This is a genomic window from Candidatus Eisenbacteria bacterium, from assembly GCA_035712145.1.
Taxonomy (GTDB): Bacteria; Eisenbacteria; RBG-16-71-46; order RBG-16-71-46; family RBG-16-71-46; genus DASTBI01.
In genome coordinates, this window is record DASTBI010000080.1 from 15,285 (window position 1) to 36,924 (window position 21,640).

The 21,640-nt window shown below is 67.6% G+C and carries 19 protein-coding genes; 11 read left to right on the top strand and 8 right to left on the bottom strand.

What is annotated here, in order from left to right:
- Positions 1-40 precede the first annotated feature (40 nt).
- From VFQ05_04775 to VFQ05_04795, 5 genes are all read right to left on the bottom strand, one after another.
- Positions 41-1,240, bottom strand: a complete 1,200-nt coding sequence (locus VFQ05_04775) for an ABC transporter permease (GenBank protein HET9326067.1) — start codon at positions 1,238-1,240, stop codon at positions 41-43.
- A 7-nt stretch (positions 1,241-1,247) separates the two neighbouring features.
- Positions 1,248-2,453: an ABC transporter permease gene (locus VFQ05_04780; protein HET9326068.1), complete on the bottom strand. Its 1,206-nt coding sequence runs from the start codon at positions 2,451-2,453 to the stop codon at positions 1,248-1,250.
- The gene (locus VFQ05_04785; GenBank protein ID HET9326069.1) at positions 2,450-3,172 is read right to left on the bottom strand and encodes an ABC transporter ATP-binding protein; all 723 of its coding nucleotides are present in this window, start codon (positions 3,170-3,172) and stop codon (positions 2,450-2,452) included. The genes VFQ05_04780 and VFQ05_04785 overlap by 4 nt, the downstream gene beginning before the upstream one ends.
- A gap of 51 nt (positions 3,173-3,223) precedes the next feature.
- On the bottom strand, positions 3,224-4,366 hold the full coding sequence (locus tag VFQ05_04790) for an efflux RND transporter periplasmic adaptor subunit (protein HET9326070.1): 1,143 nt from the start codon (positions 4,364-4,366) through the stop codon (positions 3,224-3,226).
- A 156-nt stretch (positions 4,367-4,522) separates the two neighbouring features.
- Complete coding sequence (locus tag VFQ05_04795; GenBank protein HET9326071.1) at positions 4,523-4,720, bottom strand: DUF2892 domain-containing protein; 198 nt, start codon at positions 4,718-4,720, stop codon at positions 4,523-4,525.
- Between the two features lie 478 nt (positions 4,721-5,198).
- Here VFQ05_04795 and VFQ05_04800 point away from each other — a divergent pair, with 478 nt between their 5' ends.
- The 7 genes from VFQ05_04800 to VFQ05_04830 all read left to right on the top strand — a co-directional run bounded on the left by VFQ05_04800 (position 5,199) and on the right by VFQ05_04830 (position 10,146).
- Positions 5,199-5,399: a cold shock domain-containing protein gene (locus tag VFQ05_04800; protein HET9326072.1), complete on the top strand. Its 201-nt coding sequence runs from the start codon at positions 5,199-5,201 to the stop codon at positions 5,397-5,399.
- 121 nt (positions 5,400-5,520) lie between these two features.
- Entirely contained in the window at positions 5,521-6,018 is a 498-nt protein-coding gene (locus VFQ05_04805; protein ID HET9326073.1) for a hypothetical protein, read from the top strand.
- Between the two features lie 233 nt (positions 6,019-6,251).
- Positions 6,252-6,725 (top strand): OsmC family protein, encoded by a 474-nt coding sequence (locus tag VFQ05_04810; GenBank protein ID HET9326074.1) that lies wholly within the window; start codon positions 6,252-6,254, stop codon positions 6,723-6,725.
- Between the two features lie 10 nt (positions 6,726-6,735).
- Complete coding sequence (locus VFQ05_04815; protein HET9326075.1) at positions 6,736-7,185, top strand: universal stress protein; 450 nt, start codon at positions 6,736-6,738, stop codon at positions 7,183-7,185.
- Between the two features lie 96 nt (positions 7,186-7,281).
- Positions 7,282-8,541 carry a serine hydrolase domain-containing protein gene (locus VFQ05_04820; GenBank protein HET9326076.1) on the top strand — a complete coding sequence of 420 codons (1,260 nt, stop codon included), beginning with the start codon at positions 7,282-7,284 and terminating at the stop codon, positions 8,539-8,541.
- A gap of 4 nt (positions 8,542-8,545) precedes the next feature.
- The gene (locus VFQ05_04825; protein ID HET9326077.1) at positions 8,546-9,283 is read left to right on the top strand and encodes a DUF998 domain-containing protein; all 738 of its coding nucleotides are present in this window, start codon (positions 8,546-8,548) and stop codon (positions 9,281-9,283) included.
- Positions 9,280-10,146, top strand: coding sequence for a sugar phosphate nucleotidyltransferase (locus tag VFQ05_04830; GenBank protein HET9326078.1), 867 nt, complete (start codon positions 9,280-9,282; stop codon positions 10,144-10,146). Before VFQ05_04825 ends, VFQ05_04830 begins: the two co-directional genes overlap by 4 nt.
- A 16-nt stretch (positions 10,147-10,162) precedes the next feature.
- On the opposite strand, the gene VFQ05_04835 is transcribed toward VFQ05_04830, so the two are convergent.
- The 3 genes from VFQ05_04835 to VFQ05_04845 form a co-directional block, all read right to left on the bottom strand.
- The gene (locus tag VFQ05_04835) at positions 10,163-10,552 is read right to left on the bottom strand and encodes a rhodanese-like domain-containing protein (protein ID HET9326079.1); all 390 of its coding nucleotides are present in this window, start codon (positions 10,550-10,552) and stop codon (positions 10,163-10,165) included.
- Positions 10,553-10,603: 51 nt separating this feature from the next.
- Positions 10,604-13,084: a phosphoenolpyruvate synthase gene (gene ppsA / locus VFQ05_04840; protein ID HET9326080.1), complete on the bottom strand. Its 2,481-nt coding sequence runs from the start codon at positions 13,082-13,084 to the stop codon at positions 10,604-10,606.
- A 211-nt stretch (positions 13,085-13,295) separates the two neighbouring features.
- Entirely contained in the window at positions 13,296-14,117 is an 822-nt protein-coding gene (locus VFQ05_04845) for a formate/nitrite transporter family protein (protein HET9326081.1), read from the bottom strand.
- A gap of 174 nt (positions 14,118-14,291) precedes the next feature.
- On the opposite strand from VFQ05_04845, the gene VFQ05_04850 reads away from it, so the two are divergent.
- The 4 genes from VFQ05_04850 to VFQ05_04865 all read left to right on the top strand — a co-directional run.
- The gene (locus tag VFQ05_04850; protein HET9326082.1) at positions 14,292-17,027 is read left to right on the top strand and encodes a cation-translocating P-type ATPase; all 2,736 of its coding nucleotides are present in this window, start codon (positions 14,292-14,294) and stop codon (positions 17,025-17,027) included.
- Between the two features lie 103 nt (positions 17,028-17,130).
- Positions 17,131-18,123: a magnesium transporter gene (locus VFQ05_04855; protein ID HET9326083.1), complete on the top strand. Its 993-nt coding sequence runs from the start codon at positions 17,131-17,133 to the stop codon at positions 18,121-18,123.
- Positions 18,124-18,514: 391 nt separating this feature from the next.
- Positions 18,515-20,557, top strand: coding sequence for a DNA topoisomerase VI subunit B (locus VFQ05_04860; protein ID HET9326084.1), 2,043 nt, complete (start codon positions 18,515-18,517; stop codon positions 20,555-20,557).
- Positions 20,558-20,564: 7 nt separating this feature from the next.
- Positions 20,565-21,640, top strand: a 1,076-nt coding sequence (locus VFQ05_04865; protein ID HET9326085.1) for a DNA topoisomerase IV subunit A, incomplete at its 3' end; no start/stop codon positions are given.

The following is a 21,640-nucleotide window of genomic DNA, read 5'->3' on the forward strand; positions in this document are numbered from 1 at the left end:
CCCGCGCTTTGGGGCGTACCGTGTCCCGCCTGCGCGCGACTCACTCTTCGCGCAGCGCATCCACCGGGTTCATCCAGGCCGCTCGGCGCGCCGGCGCGACCCCCGCGGCAAGCCCTACGAACAGCGCCATGGCAACCGCCGACACCACCATCCACGGCTGGATCGACACCTCGATCCCGGGAATCACCGCGGCGAGAAGCGCGGCGAAGCCGAAGCCGACCGTCAATCCGGCGATTCCACCGGCCACGGCCGTCACTCCGGCCTCGAAGAGATACCACGCGAGGATCTGCTGACGGCGAGCGCCGAGCGCCTTGATCAGGCCGATCTCTCCCGCGCGTTCCTGCACCACGATCCACATGATGGTGAGAATCCCGATCGCGCCCACGAGGAGGCTGATCCCCGCGATCGCGGTCACGACGCCGGTCACCACGGCCAGGATGCGGTTCACGGTGCCCTGTGCCTCTTGCTGCGTGGTGATCGTGAAGTCTTCCTCACCGTTATGGCGCTCGATCAAGAGCGCCCGCGACCGTTCGGCCACCGGCTGGATGTCGTCGTGCGTGGCAGCCAGCAGGTCGATCTCGTCCACCTCGGGACGGTTGAGCAATCGCATGGCGTCAGCGACCGGGATGAAGGCCGCGTCGTCGAGATCGAATCCCAGGTACTGTCCCTTGGATTCCATCACGCCGATGACCCGGAACCGCGAGGAGCCGATGCGCACCGCGGCGCCGAGCGGGTTGCCGTCCTCGAACAGCTCGCGCTTGAGTCGCGCTCCCAGCACCACGACCGCCGAGGCGCGATCGAAGTCCATCTCCGGAAGGAAGCGCCCGGTGGCGACGCGCCACGACCACACCTTCTCGGCTTCGGCGGAGACCCCGAAGATGTACACATCGCGGCCGCGGCCGCCGTACCTCACCCGCGCCGAGCCGAAGGCTTCCGGGACCACGCCCGTCACACCCGGGATGCGCCGCAAGGCGCGGGCATCGTCCAGCGTGAGCTTGCGCCGGCTGGCCAGGGTGCCGGGAATGCCTCCGGTCTCGAGCTTGCCGGGGTTGATGGCGATCAGCGTGGTCCCGAACTGGCTCATCTGCTTCTCGATGAACTGTCGCGTCCCCTCGCCGATCGACGCGAGCAGCACGACGGCCGCCACGCCCACGGCGATCGCGAGAGCGGTGAGTCCGTAACGGAGGCGGTGCGAGCCCACCGCTTCGCGAGTGAGCGAGAGCAGATCGGCGACGGTCACGGTCTCCTCACCGCTTGCCGCGCAGCCCGTCCACCGGGCTCAGCCGGGCCGCACGCCGCGCCGGCAGCAAGCCGAACACGGCGCCCTCCAGGATCGCCAGCACGACCACGACAGCGACCCAGCCCAGGTCGGGACGCAGGGGGAAGTCCGGGAACACACCGGCTCCGATCGCCACGGCGATCACCCCCAGGACCACTCCCATCAGCGCCCCGGCGCTCGAGACGATCACGGCGTCGGAGAGGAACACCGAGAGGATCTGCCGCCGTCTCGCGCCCAGCGCCTTGAGCAGCCCGACTTCGGGGGCGCGCTCCGACACCGAGACCAGCATGACGTTCATGATGCCGATGCCCGCGACCGCCAGGGAGATCGCGGCGATTCCGGCCAGCGACACGGTGAGTGCGTCGATCACCGACTGAAACGTCTTGAGCATGGCCGCCTGCGTGATCAGCGTGAAGTCCTCGAGACCGTCGTGGCGGTCGATCAGAACTCGCGTCACCTGACGGATGAGCACGGGCACATCCTCGGCGGTGTTCGCCTGGGTGAAGATGCGAAACAGGCTCGTCTGGTCGAACATGCGCATGCCGATCGCCACCGGCACCATCACCATGTCGTCCACGTTGAGGCCGAGGTTCGCTCCCTGCGGCTCGAGAGCTCCGATCACCCGAAAGCGCGTCTTCCCGATGCGCACGGCCTGGCCGATCGGGTTTTCCCCGGCGAATACCTCCCGCTGGACGTTGGCGCCGATCACCGCGACCGGACCGCCGATCCGGGGATCACCGGGAGGCAGGAACTGCCCGACCCGCAGCTCCAGGTTGCGGATCGTCCGGAACTCGGAGGTGGTCCCCACCACGCGCACGTCCCGATGACGGCCGCCCCAGACGAACCGCGCGGTTCCCATCGAGAGCGGCGCCGCGCGCCGCACCGCAGGCGCGCGCCTGAGGAGACTCTCGACGTCCTCGATCGTGAGATCGCGGGTGGCGCCCCCGAATGTCGGGAATCCGCTGGTTTCGACCTTCCCCGGCAGGACGATCACCAGGTTCGTGCCGAGCCCCGCGAACTGGTTGACGACGTAGGCCTTGGCCGCCGTTCCGAGCGAGGTGAGGATGACCACCGCGGCCACACCGATCGCGATCCCGCCCAGCGTGAGCGCCGTGCGAACTCGATGACGGCCCTGTGCCTCCAGGCTCAGCTCGAACAGATCCCGAAGTCTCATGCACGGGCTCCGGCCAGCGCTTCGTCTCCGACGATGCGCCCGTCGCGCATCCGCAGGATCCGCCGCGCCTGAGCGGCGACGCTCGGATCGTGGGTGACGAGAACGATGCTCAACCCGCGGCCATTCAGATCCTTGAGCAATGCGACGATCTCGCCGCCCGAGGCGGTGTCGAGGTTCCCCGTGGGCTCGTCGGCGAGCAGGATGTCCGGCTCCATCACGATCGCGCGCGCGATGGCGACTCGCTGGCGCTCGCCACCGGAGAGCTGATCGGGGCGGTGCGTCGCCCGCGCCGCCAGGCCGACCGACTCGAGCGCGGCGGTGGCCCGCCGCCGCCGCTCGGCCGGAGCGACTCCCGCGAAGATCATCGGCAGCTCCACGTTGCGCAGCGCCGTCATGCGCGCGACCAAGTGAAAGGTCTGGAAGATGAAGCTGATTCGTCGCTGGCGAACGTCGGCGAGCTGATCCTCCGACAGCCGCTCGACCGGCTCCCCATCGAGCAAGTAACGTCCTGCACTGGGCGAGTCGAGACATCCGAGCACGTTCAGCATCGTGGACTTCCCCGAGCCCGACGGCCCCATGATGGCCATGAACTCGCCGCGCTGAACCGCTAGCGAGACATGATCCAGCGCGCGCACCTCGCTTTCGCCCATCCGATAGACGCGCGAGACATCCTCGAGCACGATGATCGGGCCGTTGTGATCACCCGCCCGCTCGGTCACGGGATCTCCTTCCGCCGGCCCGGCGACGGTTCCGGGAATGCCTTCGCAGGATCACGACCCGCCGGCATCCGACGCGGCGCGCGGCTTGACCCGAGCCCCTGCCTTCACACCCTGCTTGTCGATGCTCGTGATGACGGTCTCGCCGCCACGCAGGCCCCGGCGGACCTCGGTCCATTCCCAGTTGCGAAGGCCGGTCTCGATGTCGCGGGCCACGGCCTTGCCGCGCTCGATCACCAGCACGCGCCTGGCCTCGAGGATCGCGAACGTCGGGACCCGCAGGACATCCTTGCGCTTGTCGAGCACGATGACCACGTCCGCCGACGTTCCCGGCCGCGGCGTCGGCTTTCCGGGGTCGGCCATCATGTTCACCTCGACTTCGAGCGTGCGGTTCTGCTCGAGCTTGTCGTTGACCACCGGAAACACGCGGCTCACGGTTCCCTGCCACTCCTCACCGCGATAGGGATCCAGCTTGACGCGCGCCGCCTGTCCGACCTGAAGCCTGCCGATATCCACCTCGTCGATCGCGGCGCTCACGTACAGCTCTTCGAGCGAGACAATTTCGACGACCGGCTGGCCGGGGATCAACGATTCCCCGATCTCGACGAGGCGCTGCGCGACCACGCCCGCGTAAGGCGCGCGCACCTTCAAGTGATCCAGGTCGTCGCGTGCCACCCGCACGCCGGCCTGCGCGCGCGCGACGGCGGCCTCGGCCGCGGCGAGCGCCGCGCGGGTCTCCTCGAAGCGGCTGCGAGCCTGGTCCATTTCGCCGTCGGCGATCAGCTTCTGCCGGTGCAGCTCCCGGGATCGTTCGAACTGCACGCGAGCCAGGTCGAAGGCAGCTCGCGCGGAGGCCAATGAGGCTCTCTGGACGTCGAGATCCCGGCGCGCCAGGTCGAGGCGGGACGCCGAAGTCGAGGGGTCGAGCAGGGCGAGCACGTCGCCCGCCTTCACACCATCGCCCTCCCGCCGCGGAAGATCGACGACCCTGCCGGCTCGGTCAGCTCCGACCCGCGACCGCCTTCGGGCTTTGAGCGTGCCCGCCTCGCTGTTGGTGACCGCATCCTCGACGTCGCCGCGCCCGACGCGCGCGGTCTCGACCTCGATCGCGCGAGGCTGGCACACCGTGAGCTGGAGCAGAACGATGATCACGACCGCAGTGGCCACGATCCATGCGACATGGCGCCAGCGTTTCATGAAGGCATCTTACGTGGAGCGGGCTGGGAATTCCCCGCGCCGCTGTCGCACTGGGCCCAACGCGGTCGCGCACGCATATGGCGGGCGCGGAGCATCCCACAAGCGCCGCGATCGTGCACGCGACCCGCGGAGGCAAGAACTCTCAACGGTCTTGGATCACGTCATTCGTTGTGCGGTCCTCGCCGTCGTGGTGCCGAACGGCACGTACACCGGGCACCACCGGAAGGCCGCAGTCGCGAGCGGCACCACGCCCAGCGCACCCCACCAGGAGTTGAAGTACACGCCGATGCCGATGATGGCCAGTCCGACCACCGCGCGAAAAGCGCGATCGATCCCGCCCACATTGGGCTTCATCGATTTCACCTCCCTTCTTGCGCGTCACCGCGCGCGCCGCGGAGTGCAGCAGAAGGCATGCCCTTCGTCGCCCAAGCGGAACTCGTTGGGTCTCTCGGCAGGATGGAGCATGACCGGCATGCTGCCGCTGCCAAGGTGTCAGGCGTGCTTGCCGAGTTGGCAGGTCGCCGGCGTACCGGTCCGTCGTGGACCTGCACGAACGCCTCGAAGAGGGACGCGGTCTGAACGAACGGGGGTGCGGGCGCTTGCAGGCCCCCGAGATGAACCGAATCCAGTCCGGGACGGGCGCGTCTAAAGGGGCGATTCGGTAGCCGGTGGAAGTGCGAACCCAGGATGTTCAGCAGCCGTCCGCTCGTCGAGCAGGCGGCGCTTTTCGTTTGTGGTCGTGAGCCGTTGGCCCGAAGTCCGACGAAGGATCGGACAGCCGCCGTCGGTTGACGGCAATCGGGCCTCGAAGGCCCAAGCAAGAGGAGTTCAGATGTATCGCGGTACCGTGAAGTGGTTCAACGAGGCCAAGGGTTTCGGCTTCATCGCGCAGGAGAGCGGGGACGACGTGTTCGTCCACTTTTCGGCGATTCAAAGCCAGGGATTCAAGAGCCTCGCCGATGGCGATCAGGTGGAGTTCGACGTCACGAAGGGCCCGAAGGGCCTCTCAGCGACGAACGTCCGCAAGATCTGACCGGCGACCGCACGCAACCAGGCGGCTCGGATCCACGGAGGATCCGGGCCGTCTCGGCTTTTCTGGCACGCCCTCTGCGATCGAGTCGAAGTCGTCGGTCCACTTCGCAGAGGAGGGTCCCATGGGCGCCCCGCAGGTTCATCTCATGCTCAATCACCTGCCGGTGCTCGGAGTGTTGTTCTCCGCACTCGTGCTCGGCATCGGTCTTCTCACTCGCAACACCGCGATCTCGCGCCTTGCGATCGCAACGCTCCTGGCTGCGGCATTGGCCGGCATTCCGGTATTCCTGAGCGGAGAGCCCGCCGAGGAGGCCATCGAGCACTCCGCCGGCGTCTCGGAGCGCGTGATCGAGGTGCACGAGAACGCGGCCCGAGTGGCGATCATCGCCCTCGAGATCCTCGGCCTCGCCGCGCTGGCCGGTCTCGCCCTTTATCGCCGCTCCGATGTGAGCCGCGGCTTCGCTTCGATCCTGCTGGTCGCCACGCTGGCACTCAGTGGCTGGATGGCATGGACCGCACACCTGGGCGGACAGATCCGCCACGAGGAGCTGCGGGGCGGAACCGTCGCGAGTCAGCAGGCCCCGGATGCCGAGGCCGGCGAAGAGCAGGAGGACGACTGAATCGGTGTCGATGACGGGCGGACGCCCTCGTGACACGAGAGCCTGAGGAAGTCCATGACAGCCTGGCAGTACTCGCCTGCGGGCGCCGTACATCCGCAACGGCTGACCCATCGCCCAATCCCCTGCACCATGGGCAGATTGCTCCTTCGCGATCTCTGCGACGACACGGCCGTCGTATGGCACGAGGAATGCCCTGCAATCGGTTGTCGCGGCACGCGGCAGGGAGGGGAGCCATGGAAGATCGTTCGCAGGATCGCCTCGCGGCTCGGCTCGAGCTGGAATCCGGGTACCGTTTCCGCGTGTCGTTCGATGATGGCCACCCGGATCTGATCACCGACCTTCGGCCGCCGCTGGGAAAGGGCGCCGGACCGGAGCCTGAAGACTTGCTCGCCGCGGCGGTGGGCAACTGTCTGGCCTCGAGCTTTCTCTATTGCGCGCGCAAGGCGCGCATCGAGCCGGAGGCCCTGCGCGTCGAGGTGACAACCACGAAGCGCCGCCGCGAGAGCCGGCTTCGCATCTCCCGAATCGAGGTGCGTCTCCAGCCCGTGCTCCTCGCTTCGGATCGAACACGGCTTCGTGTGTGCCTCGACAAGTTCGAGTCCTACTGCACCGTCGCGGAGAGCGTCCGGCAAGGGATTCCGCTCCAGGTCATGGTCGAACCCATCACCAAGCGCGTCCCAAGCACCCTCGAGCCGACGGCCGCCTGAGGAGGATGTCATGAAAGTCCTGATTGGAATCGATGCGTCACCTCATGCGGATACCGTCCTGCGTTGGGTGATGCGGACGCCCTGGCCACGGGATACACGCTTTCTGGTGCTCTCCGCGGTGCCGACGCGGATGGCCGCTTATTCGCTGATCGAGGTCGGCGGCATGCGCGCGGTCGAGAGTCTCCAGCAAGAGAACATGGAAGCCCATCAGGAGCTGGTGTCGGGCGCCGAGCGGGAGCTTCGGACCGCCGGGCTCGCGACGGAGGGAATCGTCGAGCCCGGCGATCCACGAGAGGTGCTGATCCGCACCGCGGAGAGCAAGGGGGTGGACATGGTCGTCGTCGGCTCGCACGGACGCACCGGTCTGGCTCGATTGCTCGTGGGCAGCGTGGCGAGTCATGTGGCGACCCATGCTCCCTGCACCGTCGTGATCGTGAGGCAGACACCCGCGGCGCGTTAGAACCTGACCCGAACCTGGCCAGGCTAGCAGGGCCTGACCCCAAAGGGAGTGTTCCGCATGTCGACCTCCTGGCGACGCGCTGGCATCCGATCTCGCGTGGCGAACGGATGGGGCGATTCCTTCCCGGTCCGTGGGGTGGTTGCCCCAGGCTTCGAGCAGGTGCGCGACGAGTTCCAGCGCAACTTCTCCGAGCGAGGCGAGATCGGCGCGGCCGTTTCGGCGTACTGGCATGGCGACCAGGTGGTCGACCTGTGGGGCGGCCGCCGGTCGGTGACAAGCGCGTCGCCATGGGAAGCAGCCACCATGGTCCTCGTGAATTCCACCACGAAAGGCGTCTCGGCGATGACGCTGGCGGTCGCGAACGCACGCGGGTGGCTCGACTACGAGGCGCCCGTCGCGCGCTACTGGCCCGAGTTCGCGCAGAACGGGAAGGAACGCGTGACGGTTCGTCAGCTGCTCGGCCACGAGGCCGGGCTCGTGTGTCTCGACGAAAAGCTCACGATCGACCGGCTACGCGACCTCGACGCGCTGGCCGACCTGCTCGCCCGCCAGGAACCGGCGTGGATGCCCGGCACTCGGCGCGGCTATCACGCGATGACCGTCGGGCTCTACATGCAGGAGCTGATCCGCCGCACCGACCCTGCACACCGGACCCTCGGCCGATTCTTCCGCGAGGAGATTGCCGTGCCGCTCAGCCTCGACTTCTTCATCGGGCTGCCGCCCGGGATTCCTGCGGAGCGACTCGCGACACTCGTGCCGTTTTCGACCGGCCGAGCGCTCCGAGCCCTGCCGAACACTCCGCCCCCCCTGCTGCTGCGCGTGCTCTGGCCCTGGTCGCTGCTACGCAAATCGATGCTCTCGCTGTCCGCTCAGCCCAACGACCGGCGCTGGCTCGAGATCGAGGTGCCGGCGGGCAACGGCGTGGGCACCGCCCGCGCGCTCGCGCGCCTGTACTCGGTATTCGCCGAAGGTGGCGCCGAGCTCGGCGTCGGACCCGCGACCCTGGAGGCCATCACCGCGCCGGTTCCGAACCTCGGGAAAGACGTCGTGATGGGAGTGCCCAGCTACTTCGCGCTCGGCTTCCTGCGCCCGGGGCCCGACCCGGCCTTCGGCTCGAGCTCACGCGCGTTCGGCGCACCCGGCGCGGGAGGCTCGTTCGCGTTCGCCGACCCCGACGCACGGCTCGGGTATGCCTACGTCATGAACAAGATGGACTACCACATGATCGACGACCCACGGGAGAAGGCCCTTCGGGACGCGATCTACCGCTCGATGGCGGCGCTCGACCGTTACCCTCGACGTCGGTCCGGGAAGGCGCCGCACGCGGAACTGGAGCCGAGCGCGAGCCCGGCGTGAGCCCATGAGGACGACCTTGGAAGTCACGGCCGTGAACCCAGCAGGCGAACAACCGGCGACGTCGCCGATGCGAACCATCCTGCTGCTCTGCGGAGTCGCATCGTCGTTTCTCTACGTCGCGATGAACGTGCTCGCCGCAAGACGCTACGAAGGTTACAGCTTGATCTCGCACACCATCAGCGAGCTGTCCGCGATCGGGGCTCCGTCGCGGTCCCTCTGGGTCTCGCTGGGGCTGGTATGGAACCTGATGATGATGGCGTTCGGTGCAGGCGTCTGGGGATCGGGCGGCCGCCATCGTTCCCTTCGCGTCGTCGGAGTCCTGCTGGTCGCCTTCGGCGCGATCGGCTTCGTCTGGCCGCCGATGCACCAGCGCGGCCAGGGCTTCACCCTCACCGACACCATGCACATCGTGGTCTCCATGGTGGCCGTGCTCCTGATGCTCCTCGCCATGGTGATCGGTTCGGTGGCTCTCGGCAGGGCATTCCGACTCTACTCGTTCTTCAGCATCTTGCTGTTCGTGGTGTTCGGCATCCTGATCGGCATGGACGGTCCGCGCGTCGCGGCGAACCTGCCGACCCCATGGGCCGGGCTGACGGAACGCATCAATACCGGCGTCTTCCTGCTTTGGCTGGTCGTGCTGGCCCTCGCGCTCTTGCGGGGCAAGGGAATGGAGGGGCAGGCGGGTACGGGGCCGCTCTCGGCCCGGAGCCCCACGCCCTCAAGGGACAGCGTCACGGTATGAGACGTCGATGGGTCATCCTGCTCGCCGGTGGTGAAGGAAGGCGCGTGCAGGAGCTCACCAGGGATGACGCCGGAAGTCCGGCTCCGAAGCAGTTCTGCCGCTGCGGCGGCGATCGCACCTTGTTGCAGCGCGCGCTTCGTCGGGCTCGGATCCTGACCGACGACACCTGCGTGGTCCCCGTGGTCCAGGCAGCGCATCGGCGCTGGTGGGAGCCCGAGCTCGCGGAGATGCCGCGAGAGAACGTGATCGAGGAGCCGGAAAACCGGGGCACGGCGGTGGCGATCCTGCGCGCGCTGCACCACGTCCTCTCCCGCGATCACGCCGCCGACGTGGTCCTGCTCCCCACGGACCACGCGGCCGAGAACGAGGATGTCCTGTGCGACTCGATCGGCCGGGCCGCTGAGGCCGCGGCAGAGTGGCCGCGCCATGTGATCCTCCTGGGCATGGAGGCGGAAGGGATGAACGAGGGCCACGGCTGGATCGTGGCCGAGGCGAGCCGTCGGGGCGAGACCGCCGCCGTCAGGGGCTTCTACGAGAAACCGGATTCGCATGCGGCCAGACGTCTCGCGCACAGCGGGGCCCTGATCAGCACCTTCATCATGGCGGCACGAGGTTCCACGTTGAGCCGCTTGTACTCCATGGTCCTGCCCGAACTGGTGCGGCCGGCGGCGTCAGGAGACTCGGGGCCAGGCGGTCCTCCGAGTCGAGACTTCTCCCGAGACTTCCTGGAGCGCTCCGCACACCACCTGCGGGTTCTGCACGGCCGGCCATGCGGTTGGAGCGATCTCGGCACTCCGGCTCGGCTGCGCGCGTGGGTCGCGAAGGAATCCGCGTCCATTCAGAGCGCCTTGGCGTCGCGCTGATCTCCGAAGGGTGTTTTCACCGTGCGCGCATCATGGCCTCGTAGCCGCCCGCATTGACCGCGTTCGTGAAACCCAGCTCCTCGAGAGCCTTCTGGGCGATCCCCGACCGCCGACCGGATCGGCAGTAGAGCACGACCGGGCGAGACTTGTCGGCAGGCAGCTCGGCCAGCCGCGTGGTGATCTGATCGTACGGAATGTTCAACGCACCCTGCAGATGGCCCTCCTGGAACTCCACGTCCGTCCGCACGTCGACGAGGGTGGCCCCTTCGTCGATCATCTTCCACGCGATCTCCTCGATGGGGCGCGAGGCCGCGGGACCGCTCGCCGGCACCGAGGACTTCGCGCAACCCGCGAACGCCAGGATCAGGGCTGCCGCGCAGGTCATCCGCCACTGGAACGCAGTCATCGTCCACCTCCTCGACCGGCTCTTCGGAAGCGAGTCGCTCATGCGAGCACGTTACCGCACTCTCACGCTGTCCGGCTCCGCCTCGATCGCCGGCGAGGCGACCCGCGAGTCGGCTGCCGAAGTCGTCCGCTTCAGAGTCTTCTCCACCTCGAGCACGAGCTGGGTGGTCTTCAGCACCGTGTCCGGGTTCAGGCTGATCGAGTCGATGCCGATCCGCACCAGGAACTCGGCGACTTCCGGGTAATCGGAAGGCGCCTGGCCGCAGATCCCCGAGTGCCGCTTGTTGCGGCGGGCGCCCTCGACCGCCTGGCGCAGCATCTCCATCACTCCGGGATCGCGCTCGTCGAAGTCGAACGCCACCGTCTCCGAGTCCCGGTCGACTCCGAGCACGAGCTGCGTGAGATCGTTCGAGCCGATCGAGAAGCCGTCGAAGACGCGCGCGAATTCGTCGATCGAGACGACATTGTTCGGAATCTCGCACATGCAGTAGATCTCGAGCCCGTTCTCGCCGCGCCGCAGGCCATGAGCGGCCATGACGTCCAGCACTTTCCGCGCTTCGTCGACCCGGCGGCAGAATGGAATCATCAGCACGACGTTGCGGAGCCCCATCTCCTCGCGCACCCGGCGCATCGCCGCGCACTCGAGCGCGAAGCCTTCCTGGTACGCCGGATGCGCGTAGCGCGCGGCGCCGCGGAACCCCAGCATCGGGTTGCTCTCCAGAGGCTCGAACACCTTGCCACCGAGCAGCGAGGCATACTCGTTGGTCTTGAAATCGGAGAGCCGGACGATCACTGGCTTGGGGTGGAACGCGGCCGCGATCATTCCGACGCCTTCGGACAGCTTTCGCACGAAGTAATCCGTCGGGCTGGGGTCATGCTTGGTCAGCGCCGCGAGCGCCGCTCGCTCCCCGGGGTCCTCGACGCGCTCGGGATGGATCAGCGCCATCGGGTGGGCCTTGATCTCCTCACTGATGATGAACTCGAGGCGAGCCAGTCCCACTCCGTCGTTGGGGATGAAGCTGGTGCGGAAGGCCAGGTCCGGGTTGCCGAGATTGACCATGATGGACGTCGCCGGGCGCTCGAACCTCCCGAGGTCGACCCGGCGCACCTCGAACGGCACGCGGCCCTCGTAGACTCGACCACTCTCGCCCTCGGCGCACGACACCGTGACCTGCTGTCCGGTGCGGATCCGTTCCGTGGCTCCCGGCGCCCCGATCACCGCGGGAACGCCGACTTCACGCGCGACGATGGCCGCGTGGCAGGTCCTGCCCCCGCGGTTGGTGACGATGGCGGCGGCGCGCTTCATCACCGGTTCCCAATCGGGCGTCGTGATATCCGCCACCAGGACCTCGCCATCCCGGAAGTCGTGGAGCTCCGAGACGTTTCGGATGATATGCGCTTCCCCGGTCGCGACCTTCTCGCCGACGGCACGACCTTCGACGAGCACCGGTCCCTTGCCGGTCAGCTCGTAGGCCTCGAGCACCTGGATGGCCCGGCGGGAGACCGCGGTCTCCGGCCGCGCCTGCAAGAGATAGAGCTGGCCGTCCTGGCCGTCCTTGGCCCACTCCATGTCCATGGGCATGGGCCGTCCCGCCTGCTCGCTGTAGTGCCGCTCGGTCCTGATCGCGTAGTCCGCGAGCGCCAGCACCTCGGCGTCGGTCAGGCAGAAGCGCTCGCGTTCCTCCTGGGACGTAGGGACGTTGCGTGTCGCCTCGCGGCTGCCGCCCGTGGCGTACACCATCTTGATCTTCTTCTCCCCGAGTCGCCGCTTGAGGACCGCGCGATAGCCTCGCTCGTAGGTGGGCTTGTGCACGTAGAACTCGTCGGGCGCCACGGTCCCCTGGACGACGTTCTCTCCCAGGCCGAAGGCGCCGGTGATGAAGACCACGTCGCGGAAACCGCTTTCGGTGTCGAGCGAGAACATCACCCCAGCCGCCGACAGATCGGCGCGGACCATCTTCTGGACGCCGACCGAAAGTCCCAGCGCGAAGTGATCGAAACCGCGTTCGTGCCGATAGTGGATGGCCCGATCGGTGAAGGCGCTGGCGAAGCAACGACGGACGGCCTCGAGCAGCGACGCCTCGCCCCTGACGTTGAGGTAGGTCTCATGCTGCCCGGCGAAGCTTGCGGTCGGAAGGTCCTCGGCGGTCGCCGAGCTCCTCACCGCCACCGTCATCTCAGGACCGTACTCGTCGTGCAACCGGTGATAAGCGGCCAGGACCTCTGCCTGCAGATCCGCAGGGATGCCCGCCCCGTACACGATGTCCCGCGCCTGCTTCGCCCGCGTCGCCAGCTCGGCCACATTGGACGGGTCGAGCGAACCGAGCGTGGAGCGCAGCTTCTCCCAGGCCCCGGCCTGGGAGAGCGCAGCCCGATACGCGTCCGCCGTGACGGCGAATCCGTTGGGAACGAGGACGCCCTGTGGCCGCAGCGCTCGATAGAGCTCGCCCAGGGAGGCGTTCTTCCCTCCCACGAGCGGCACGTCGGACAAGCCGAGCTCGCTCAAGAACCGCACGTACCGGGTTGGGGCCATGTCTTCATCTCCGAGGTGGACCCGTTGCGCCGTTCGACCGGTTGTGCCCAGCAGGATCGCATGCGCTGTGCCAGAGCCGAGCGCTTCCATGAGGCCTTCGGTCGTGAGTTACCGGCGCCCGAAGGAGAGATTGCGGCACAGACGCACGGAATCGCTGCCATCAAGGCAGGTCGGCTGCCAATCCTGGCGGTCCAGCGGGAGCTCCAGGCACTCAGGTCATGGGGTCGCGACTCGCTCGCGCGCCACGGAGATAGGCGAGCCAGTAGACCCCGGCGACCAGCATGGTCCCTCCCACGATGTTGCCCCCCGTGACCACGATCAGGTTCCTCGCGGCCCCGGCCCACGAGATGGTCTCTCGCCCGTCCAGCACGAGTCCGAAGGGCAGGAGGAACCAGTTCGCGATCGAATGCTCGAAGCCCATGGCCACGAAGGCTGCGATCGGGAACAGAATCGCGAGGATCTTGTCGGTGACGCTGCGTCCGCCCATGGTCAGCCAGACGGCCAGACAGACGAGTGCGTTGCACAGGACGCCGCGCGCGAACCCCTCCAGGATGGAGAGGTTCGCCTTGGTCTGGGCAATCTCGATCGCCGTATCCCGCACCGTCCCACCACCGAGGCCGGCCACGTTGGCGCACCACGCGAGCAGCACGGTTCCGAGACAACCCATCACGTTTCCGGCATAGGCCAGGAGCCAGTTGCGCAGCATCTCGCGCGTGCGGATTCGCCCGCTCGCCCAGGCCATGGCGAGCAGGTTGTTGCCGGTGAACAGCTCGGCTCCTGCGACCACCGTCAGGATCAGGCCGAGGCAGAAGCCGAGGCCGCCCACCATCCGGGTGACGCCAAAGCCGAGTTGGGACCCGGTGACCAGGACGGTGAAGAAGAGCGCTCCCAGCGAGATGAATGCTCCCGCCAGCACCGCGAGGACCAACACCGTCAGTGCATCGGTACGGGCCTTGGAGACGCCGCCGAGTTCGACCAGACTCGCGATCTCGCGTGGCGCGTAGGCCTCGACCGATACATCCTTGACGATCATCGTTCGAACCACCGCGCCGGCGCGGACATCGCTCCAAACAAGACCAGGCCGCTCATGTCGTATCTCCGCGAGGCGAAATAGGCGATGCTCGCTCCCCAGGAAATCCTGCACCGCGTCTCCGGTCGGAGAATGCGGGCAACATGAAAGCACAGGCTGGACTCGAGCTGCATCCCCATGGCTGATGACCGCGTGATGCCCTCCGGGCTCGCGGCCGGCGCCGGTGCGCCGCCGCCGCACGCCCGCGCGGCCGGCGAGATGCTGGCCGAGCACGGCATCGATCCGGATCGGGGCCTCTCGTCGTGGGACGCGGCGCGGGCACGCGACCGCCACGGCCTCAACCGTCTCGAACAGGGGCCGCGACGCTCCTCGCTCGCCCGGTTCGCGGCCCAGTTCAGAGGCCTGGTGGTCGCGCTTCTCATCGGGGCTGCGGTCATCGCCCTCGCTCTCGGCGAGCACATGAACGCCGCCGCGATCCTCGCGATCGTGGTCTTGAACGCGGTGCTGGGCTTCGTCCAGGAGGAGCGCGCGGCGCGCGCGTTGGACACGTTGCGGGGCCTCGCCCGTCCGAGCGCGCGGGTGCTCCGTGACGGCGTCGTCTCTCGGATCGATCCGGAGGAGCTCGTGCCGGGTGATGTTCTCGAGGTTGAAGCGGGCGACCTTGTCCCCGCCGACGCGCGCCTCATCAGCGCGTACGGGCTGCGCGCCCAGGAGGCACCGCTCACTGGAGAGGCCGAGCCGGTCGACAAGGATGCGGTGGCACGGCTCGACGCAGTGACCGACCTCGGGGACCGGGTGAACATGATCCACATGGGCACGTTGCTATCGGCCGGCAAGGGCTCGGCGCTGGTCACGGCCACCGGCATGCGGACCGAGATGGGCCGCATCGCCACCCTGCTCCAACGGGTCGAGACCCGGCCCACGCCGCTCCAGAGGCGTCTCGATGCGCTGGGCCGCGTGCTGCTGGTCGTGTGCGTCGCGCTGGTGGCCGCCATCGCTTTGGCGCAATGGCTGCGCGGCGGCCAGCCCGCCGAGGTGCTCTTCCTGGCGGTGAGCCTCGCGGTGGCTGCCGTGCCCGAGGGCCTTCCCGCCGTCGTCACGCTGGCTCTCGCGCTCGGAGTCCAGCGCATGGCAAGGCAGAAGGCGCTGGTGCGACACCTGCCCGCGGTGGAGACGCTGGGTTCGGTGTCGGTGATCTGCAGCGACAAGACCGGGACGCTCACCCGCAACGAGATGACGGCGGACACGGTGGTGGCGGGCGGGATCGAGTATCGGGTGACTGGGGCGGGTTACGAGCCTCATGGCGAGTTCCATCGGGTCGGGGCGGGCGGAGCGGTGCCCGACTTGCGCCGCGAGCCCGAACTGCGCGAGCTGCTGCGCATCGGCGCCCTCTGCAATCACGCGGTCATCGAGCCCGCGATCGAGGTCGGCCACTGGACCGTGATCGGCGACCCCACCGAAGCCGCCCTGCGCGCGCTGGCGCTCAAGGGACATGTCGCGGCGCCTGGCCAGGGGGAGCGCGCGGTGTTCGAGATTCCCTTCGAGCCCGCGCGGCGCGCCATGTCGATCGTCTACCGCGATGAGGCCGGGCGCGTCCTGCTCACCACCAAGGGCGCCCCCGAGGCGATCCTGCCGAGGTGCACGTCGGAGCGCGTGAGCGGCGCCATCGTCGAGATGACGGAGGGGCGGCGGCGCGAGCTGCTGGAGATGAACACCCGGCTCGCCGGCCGCGCGCTACGGGTCCTGGCGCTGGCGAGCCGCGAGCTCGCGGAGGGCGATCCGTTCGAGGAGCGCGACCTGGTGTTCGCGGGCCTGGTTGGCATGCTCGATCCGCCGCGCGATGAGGCGTTTCAGGCGGTGGCCGACTGCCGGGCGTCGGGGATCCGGCCGGTCATGATCACCGGGGATCATCCCGAGACGGCGCTCGCGATCGCGCGCACGCTGGGGATCGCCGGTCCCGATGACCGGGCCGTGAATGGCCACGATCTCGACCGGATGACCGATGAAGAGCTGGCGGGACGGATCGAGAGTCTTCCCGTGTACGCCCGCGTCTCCGCGGAGCACAAGCTTCGCGTCGTTCACGCGTGGCGTGCCAGAGGGCACGTGGTGGCCATGACGGGCGACGGGGTGAACGATGCACCCGCCGTTCAGGCGGCCGATATCGGGATCGCGATGGGACGCAGCGGGACTGACGTCACCCGCGAGGCCGCCGACATGGTCCTGCTCGACGACAACTTCGCAACGATCGTGCGCGCGGTGCGCGAGGGCCGCGCCATCTTCGACAACATCCAGAAATTCGTGCACTACCTCCTGTCCACCAATGCCGGCGAGATCCTGTTCATGTTCATCGCCGCGCTGGCCGGCTGGCCGGCGCCGCTGGTGGCCGTGCAGATCCTGTGGATCAACCTGGTGACCGACGGTCTGCCCGCCCTGGCCCTGGGCGTCGAGCCGCCCGAGCGCGACGTCATGGAGCGCGCCCCGCGACCGGTCCACGATCCGGTCGTCTCCGGCTCGCACGGCGCGTTCATCGTGGCGCGTGGCGCGCTGGTGGCCGCTGCCGCGGGGATCGGTTTCCTGCTCACTCACCGCGCGGACGACGCGAACCTTCCTCAGGCCCGCACCGTCGCCTTCGGCATCGTGGCGTACTCGCAGCTGCTCTACGCCTTCGCGTTCCGCAGCCAGCGTGAGACGCTGCCCCAGCTCGGGCCGTTCTCGAACCGGGCGCTGCTGGGCGCCGTCGCAGCCGCGGCTCTGCTGCAGCTTGCCGCGATCGAGCTGCCGGTCGCGCGCCCGCTGTTCGAGACGGTGCGGCCGGGCGCGGAGCAATGGGTCATGATCGCACTCCTGTCCCTGGCGCCGGTGAGCGCTGTGGAGGTCGCGAAGATCGTGCGCGAGGCGTGGCGCCGGCGATGACCTTCCCAGGCGACATGGGACATGCGGGCGTCACCCACCCAGCCGAGTGGCCTCGTCTCGATTCGCTCACGCGCAGCACCTCAGGCGCCAAGGGAGGTTGCCGATGACGTCAGGTGATCCGAGTCTCATTTCTCGCTTCGGTTCGGAGACGGTATCCGAGCACGTGCGGACCCGGGTGCCCGTCGTGTCCCCGCACGTCCGTGCCGCGGAGCTGAGACGATCGCTCGAGGGCATGGCCTTCGACAGCGCCACCCACATCGGCGTGTGCGAGAGCGGGAGGCTGGTCGGAGTCCTGAGGATCGAGGACCTGTTCGCGGCGCCGGCCGAGGCCGGCATCGACGGGATCATGGACCGCGACCCGCCCGTCGTCGCCCCCGGCATCGACCAGGAGAAGGCCGCATGGAAGGCGGTGCAGCACGGGGAGAGCGCACTGGCAGTCGTCGATGCGGCCGGGCGTTTCATCGGCTTCATTCCGCCCGACCGGCTCCTGGCGGTCCTGCTCCACGAGCACGATGAAGACATGGCCCGCGTGAGCGGGTTTCTTCGTGACTCATCGATGGCGCGCGCGGCCAGCGTGGAGTCCGTGGGCAGGCGGCTGTGGCATCGCGTCCCCTGGCTGCTGCTCGGCCTCGCCGGAGCGTTTCTAGCGGCGGACATCGTGGGCTTCTTCGAGCAGACGCTGCGAGCCCAGGTCATGATCGCCTTCTTCATGCCGGGCATCGTGTATCTCGCCGACGCAGTCGGCACCCAGACCGAGGCGCTGGTCATTCGCGGACTCTCGGTCGGCGTGCCGATCGCCGGCCTGCTGCGTCGAGAGATCCTCACCGGCCTGGCGATCGGCGCCGCGCTCGCGGTCGCGTTCTTTCCGATCGGTCTGTGGCGCTGGCATTCCCTCGAGATGGTGTGGGCGGTGTCGCTGTCGATCCTGATCGCCTGCGCGACGGCGAATCTCCTCGCCATGGCGCTGCCGCTGGCCTTGCACCGCCTGGGCGTCGACCCCGCGTTCGGGAGCGGGCCGCTGGCCACCGTCATCCAGGACCTGTTCTCGATCCTCATCTATCTCGCGATCTCCGCCGCGATCCTGACCAGGGGCTGAACCGAGCTGCCCTTCGGTCAGCGAGGCGGCTTGCTCGGCGCGCGATAAGGTTTCGCGATCGCCTTCAACATGTCCTGGATCGCCGCCTCGATCTGAGGATCGTCCCTTCGCGCCGGGTCCCACGGAATCGATCGATCCGGCTCCAACCCGCGGTTTGGGGGACATGAGGCTTTCGAGGTCTGGTATTGTGCGCGCGCCCGAGCTGGAGCCTCCGCATCCACGAACCTGCATTCCTCGGAGGTGACACCATGTCGTCTCATCTGAGACCGCCCACCGACTGGGCGAGCGCGGCGCCGGGGAAGAAGTCCTGAGCGCGCGCGGCAAGGAAGCCGTCGAAGCGCGCAGCAGTCGCGCTCGCAAAGCGGACAAGAGTCACCATCCCGAATTCACGGTGACGAAGGGAACTCCAGGCGCCCAAGCGAAGCTACCGCGGCGCGGTAAGGCCAACGGGAAGAAGCCGCCCGCGCTCGCCGGGATCGGCGTTCCCGCAGCGACAGAGAAACGGGGGCCTGCACCTTCGCGCGAGCGTGCGAAGCGCCGGGGAACCGGCGTCACCGCGGAGGAGATCGGGGCCCGTCAGCGCGAGATCTCGGTTTCCGAGTTCTTCACCAAGAACCGGCACCTGCTGGGATTCGACAGTCCGCGCAAAGCGCTGCTCACATGCGTCAAGGAAGCGGTGGACAACGCACTCGACGCGTGCGAGGAAGCCGGGATCCTGCCCGAGATCGAGGTGAAGCTCGAGATCGTCGCCGAGGGCCGAGCGACGCCGCCACCCCCGAGCCAGGCTTCGCGTTTCCGCATCACGGTCACCGACAATGGCCCCGGGATCGTCCGCCAGCAGATCCCACGGGTCTTCGCGAAGCTGCTCTATGGATCCAAGTTCCACCGCCTGCGGCAGAGCCGCGGGCAGCAGGGCATCGGCATTTCGGCCGCCGGGATGTACGGCCAGCTCACCACCGGTAAGCCGGTGCAAATCATCTCTCGCACCAGCCCCAAGACCGCGGCGCATTACTTCGAAGTCCAGATCGACACCCGTAAGAACGAGCCACTCGTCCACGAGAACAAGAAGATCGAATGGGATCGTCTGCGCGGCACCCAGGTCACGCTCGAGGTGGAAGGCAAGTACCAGAAGGGCCGGACCTCGGTGGACGAGTACCTCGACCAAATCGCGATCGCCAACCCGCACGTGTCGCTCACCTATCAAACCGTGGAGGGCGGAACCCTCGGCTTCCAGCGCACCGTCAACGGCCTACCCGAGCAGCCGCGTGAGATCAAGCCCCATCCCTATGGCATCGAGCTCGGCATGCTGCTCAAGATGTTGCACGACACGCATAGCCATTCGCTCGCTGGATTTCTCGCCGCCGACTTCAGCCGCGTCTCGCCCGCTCTGGCGAAGGAGATCTGCAGGAGCGCGGGCGTTTCCGCGAATTCGAAGCCTCGCGAGGTGACAGGCAAAGCGGCGGAGGCGGTCTACAAGACTCTCCAGGCCACCCGAATCATGGCGCCGCCGACCAACTGCCTCTCTCCCATCGGCGAAAAGGCGATCCTTTCCGGCCTCTACCACCAAATCCAGGGGGAGTTCTACACCGCGGTCAGCCGCCCGCCAGCGGTCTATCGTGGCAACCCGTTCGTGATCGAAGCGGGCCTCGCGTTCGGCAACCGGCCGATCGAGCAAGCCAAGCCCAACGAGAGATCGAAGGCGAAGCAGAAGGAGGAATCACTCCCGCTCGCCGAGGGCGAAGACCACGAACGGGAGACTGAGCTCTCGCGTTTGATTCGCTACGCCAACCGCGTGCCTCTCCTCTACCAGCAGACCGCGTGCGCGACCTACAAGGCGACGGTGGACACCTCGTGGAAGAACTATGGCATCGGTCAGTCGCGCGGGGCATTGCCCCAGGGCCCGATGGTGATCCTCGTCCACATGGCGTCGGTGTGGGTGCCTTTCACGAGCGAGTCCAAGGAGGCGATCGCCGACTATGACGAGATTCGCAAGGAGATCACGCTCGCGCTGCGCGAGTGCGGCCGACGCCTCGGAGTGTTCCTCCGGCGGCGCGGCCGGGCACAGAGTGAATTTCGGCGCCGCAACATCTTCCAGCTCTACATCGAGGAGGTGGCGGAGGCCTGCAATCGCTTGAAGGGCGGCAAGCTCGCGACTGAGAAGCTCAAGGAGCAGCTCCAGAGGATCGCGGCCTCGAAGACCGGCGGCTTGAAGACGGACGAGTTGCTTGGCAAGACCGGCGCGGGACCGGAGGGGCTGCCCGGCTCGATCATCGTGACCGAGGAAGGAGTCGAAGGTGAGGTCGGCATCGACGAGCCGCCGAAGGAGACAACCGGTGCGTCCGAAGCACCCGCCATCACCGGCAAGGTGAACGCCAAAGCAAAATTCAGAAGCAAGGCTCCACGCGCGGCGAAGAAGAGGCCGAGGAAGAGCTGAGGAAAGCATGGCAAGAGCGAAGACCACGCGAAGATCGAAGAGCAGGCGATCCAAGGCGGCTTCCAGCGTCGAAACCAAGCTCGTGGGCATGGCCGACATCGTGATCCAAGCCGCTCAGCGCTCCCGCGATCCCGGGTTCCAGATCCCGATCCGGGCGCTTTCGAACGTCTCGTTCAATCCGCGCAAGGGCATGATCGAGATGGGGAGCAAGAAGCAGGAGCGCACTTTCTTCAACGTCGCCATGGCCAAGAAGTTCATGCAGACCATGCTGGTCGCCGACGCGCTCGCCGAGCTCCAGCGCGCCGATCTCACCACCTCGCTGCGCGAGATCTATTACCGCACCAAGCACACCATCAAGAACTCCCACGAGAACACGTTCGACACCCAGGACGAGACCGACCCGATCATCGAAGATCTCGAGGTCTCGCTCTCCGAGCTGCGCGAGGAGTTGCACGTCCGCGCCGAGAACGGTGGCAGCATCGTCGGCCCGCTGGTCCTGGGCGACGACGGCGACCGGGTGGACTGCTCACGACTCGGCAAGGGCGGCTATTCCGTCCCGTCGATCGTCGAGCCGGAGTACCTCGACATCCAGAAGTGCACCGCCGATTTCCTGCTGGTGGTCGAAAAGGGAACGCAGTGGAACCGGCTTTCCGAAGACAAGTTTTGGAGGAAGTACAACTGCGTGCTGCTCACCGGCAACGGCCAGCCGCCGCGCGGCGTTCGCCGGCTGGCGCGGCGGCTCCACGAGGAGAAAGGACTACCGACCTACGTGCTGGTCGACAACGACCCGTGGGGCTACTACATCTACTCCGTGATCAAGCAGGGCTCGATCAATCTCGCTTTCGAGAGCGAGCGCATGGCGATCCCCAAGGCCAAGTTCATCGGGCTCTCGAGCGCCGATCCCGAGCGGTACCAACTCCCACGCAACGTCGGCATCAAGCTCAACGACAAGGACGCTTCGCGTGCCCGAGAGCTGCTCAACTACGCCTGGTTCCAGAAGAAGGATTGGCAGCAGGAGATCAAGCGCATGCTCTCGAGCGGCCTCAAGTACGAGCTCGACGCGCTCGCCAACAAGGACTTCCA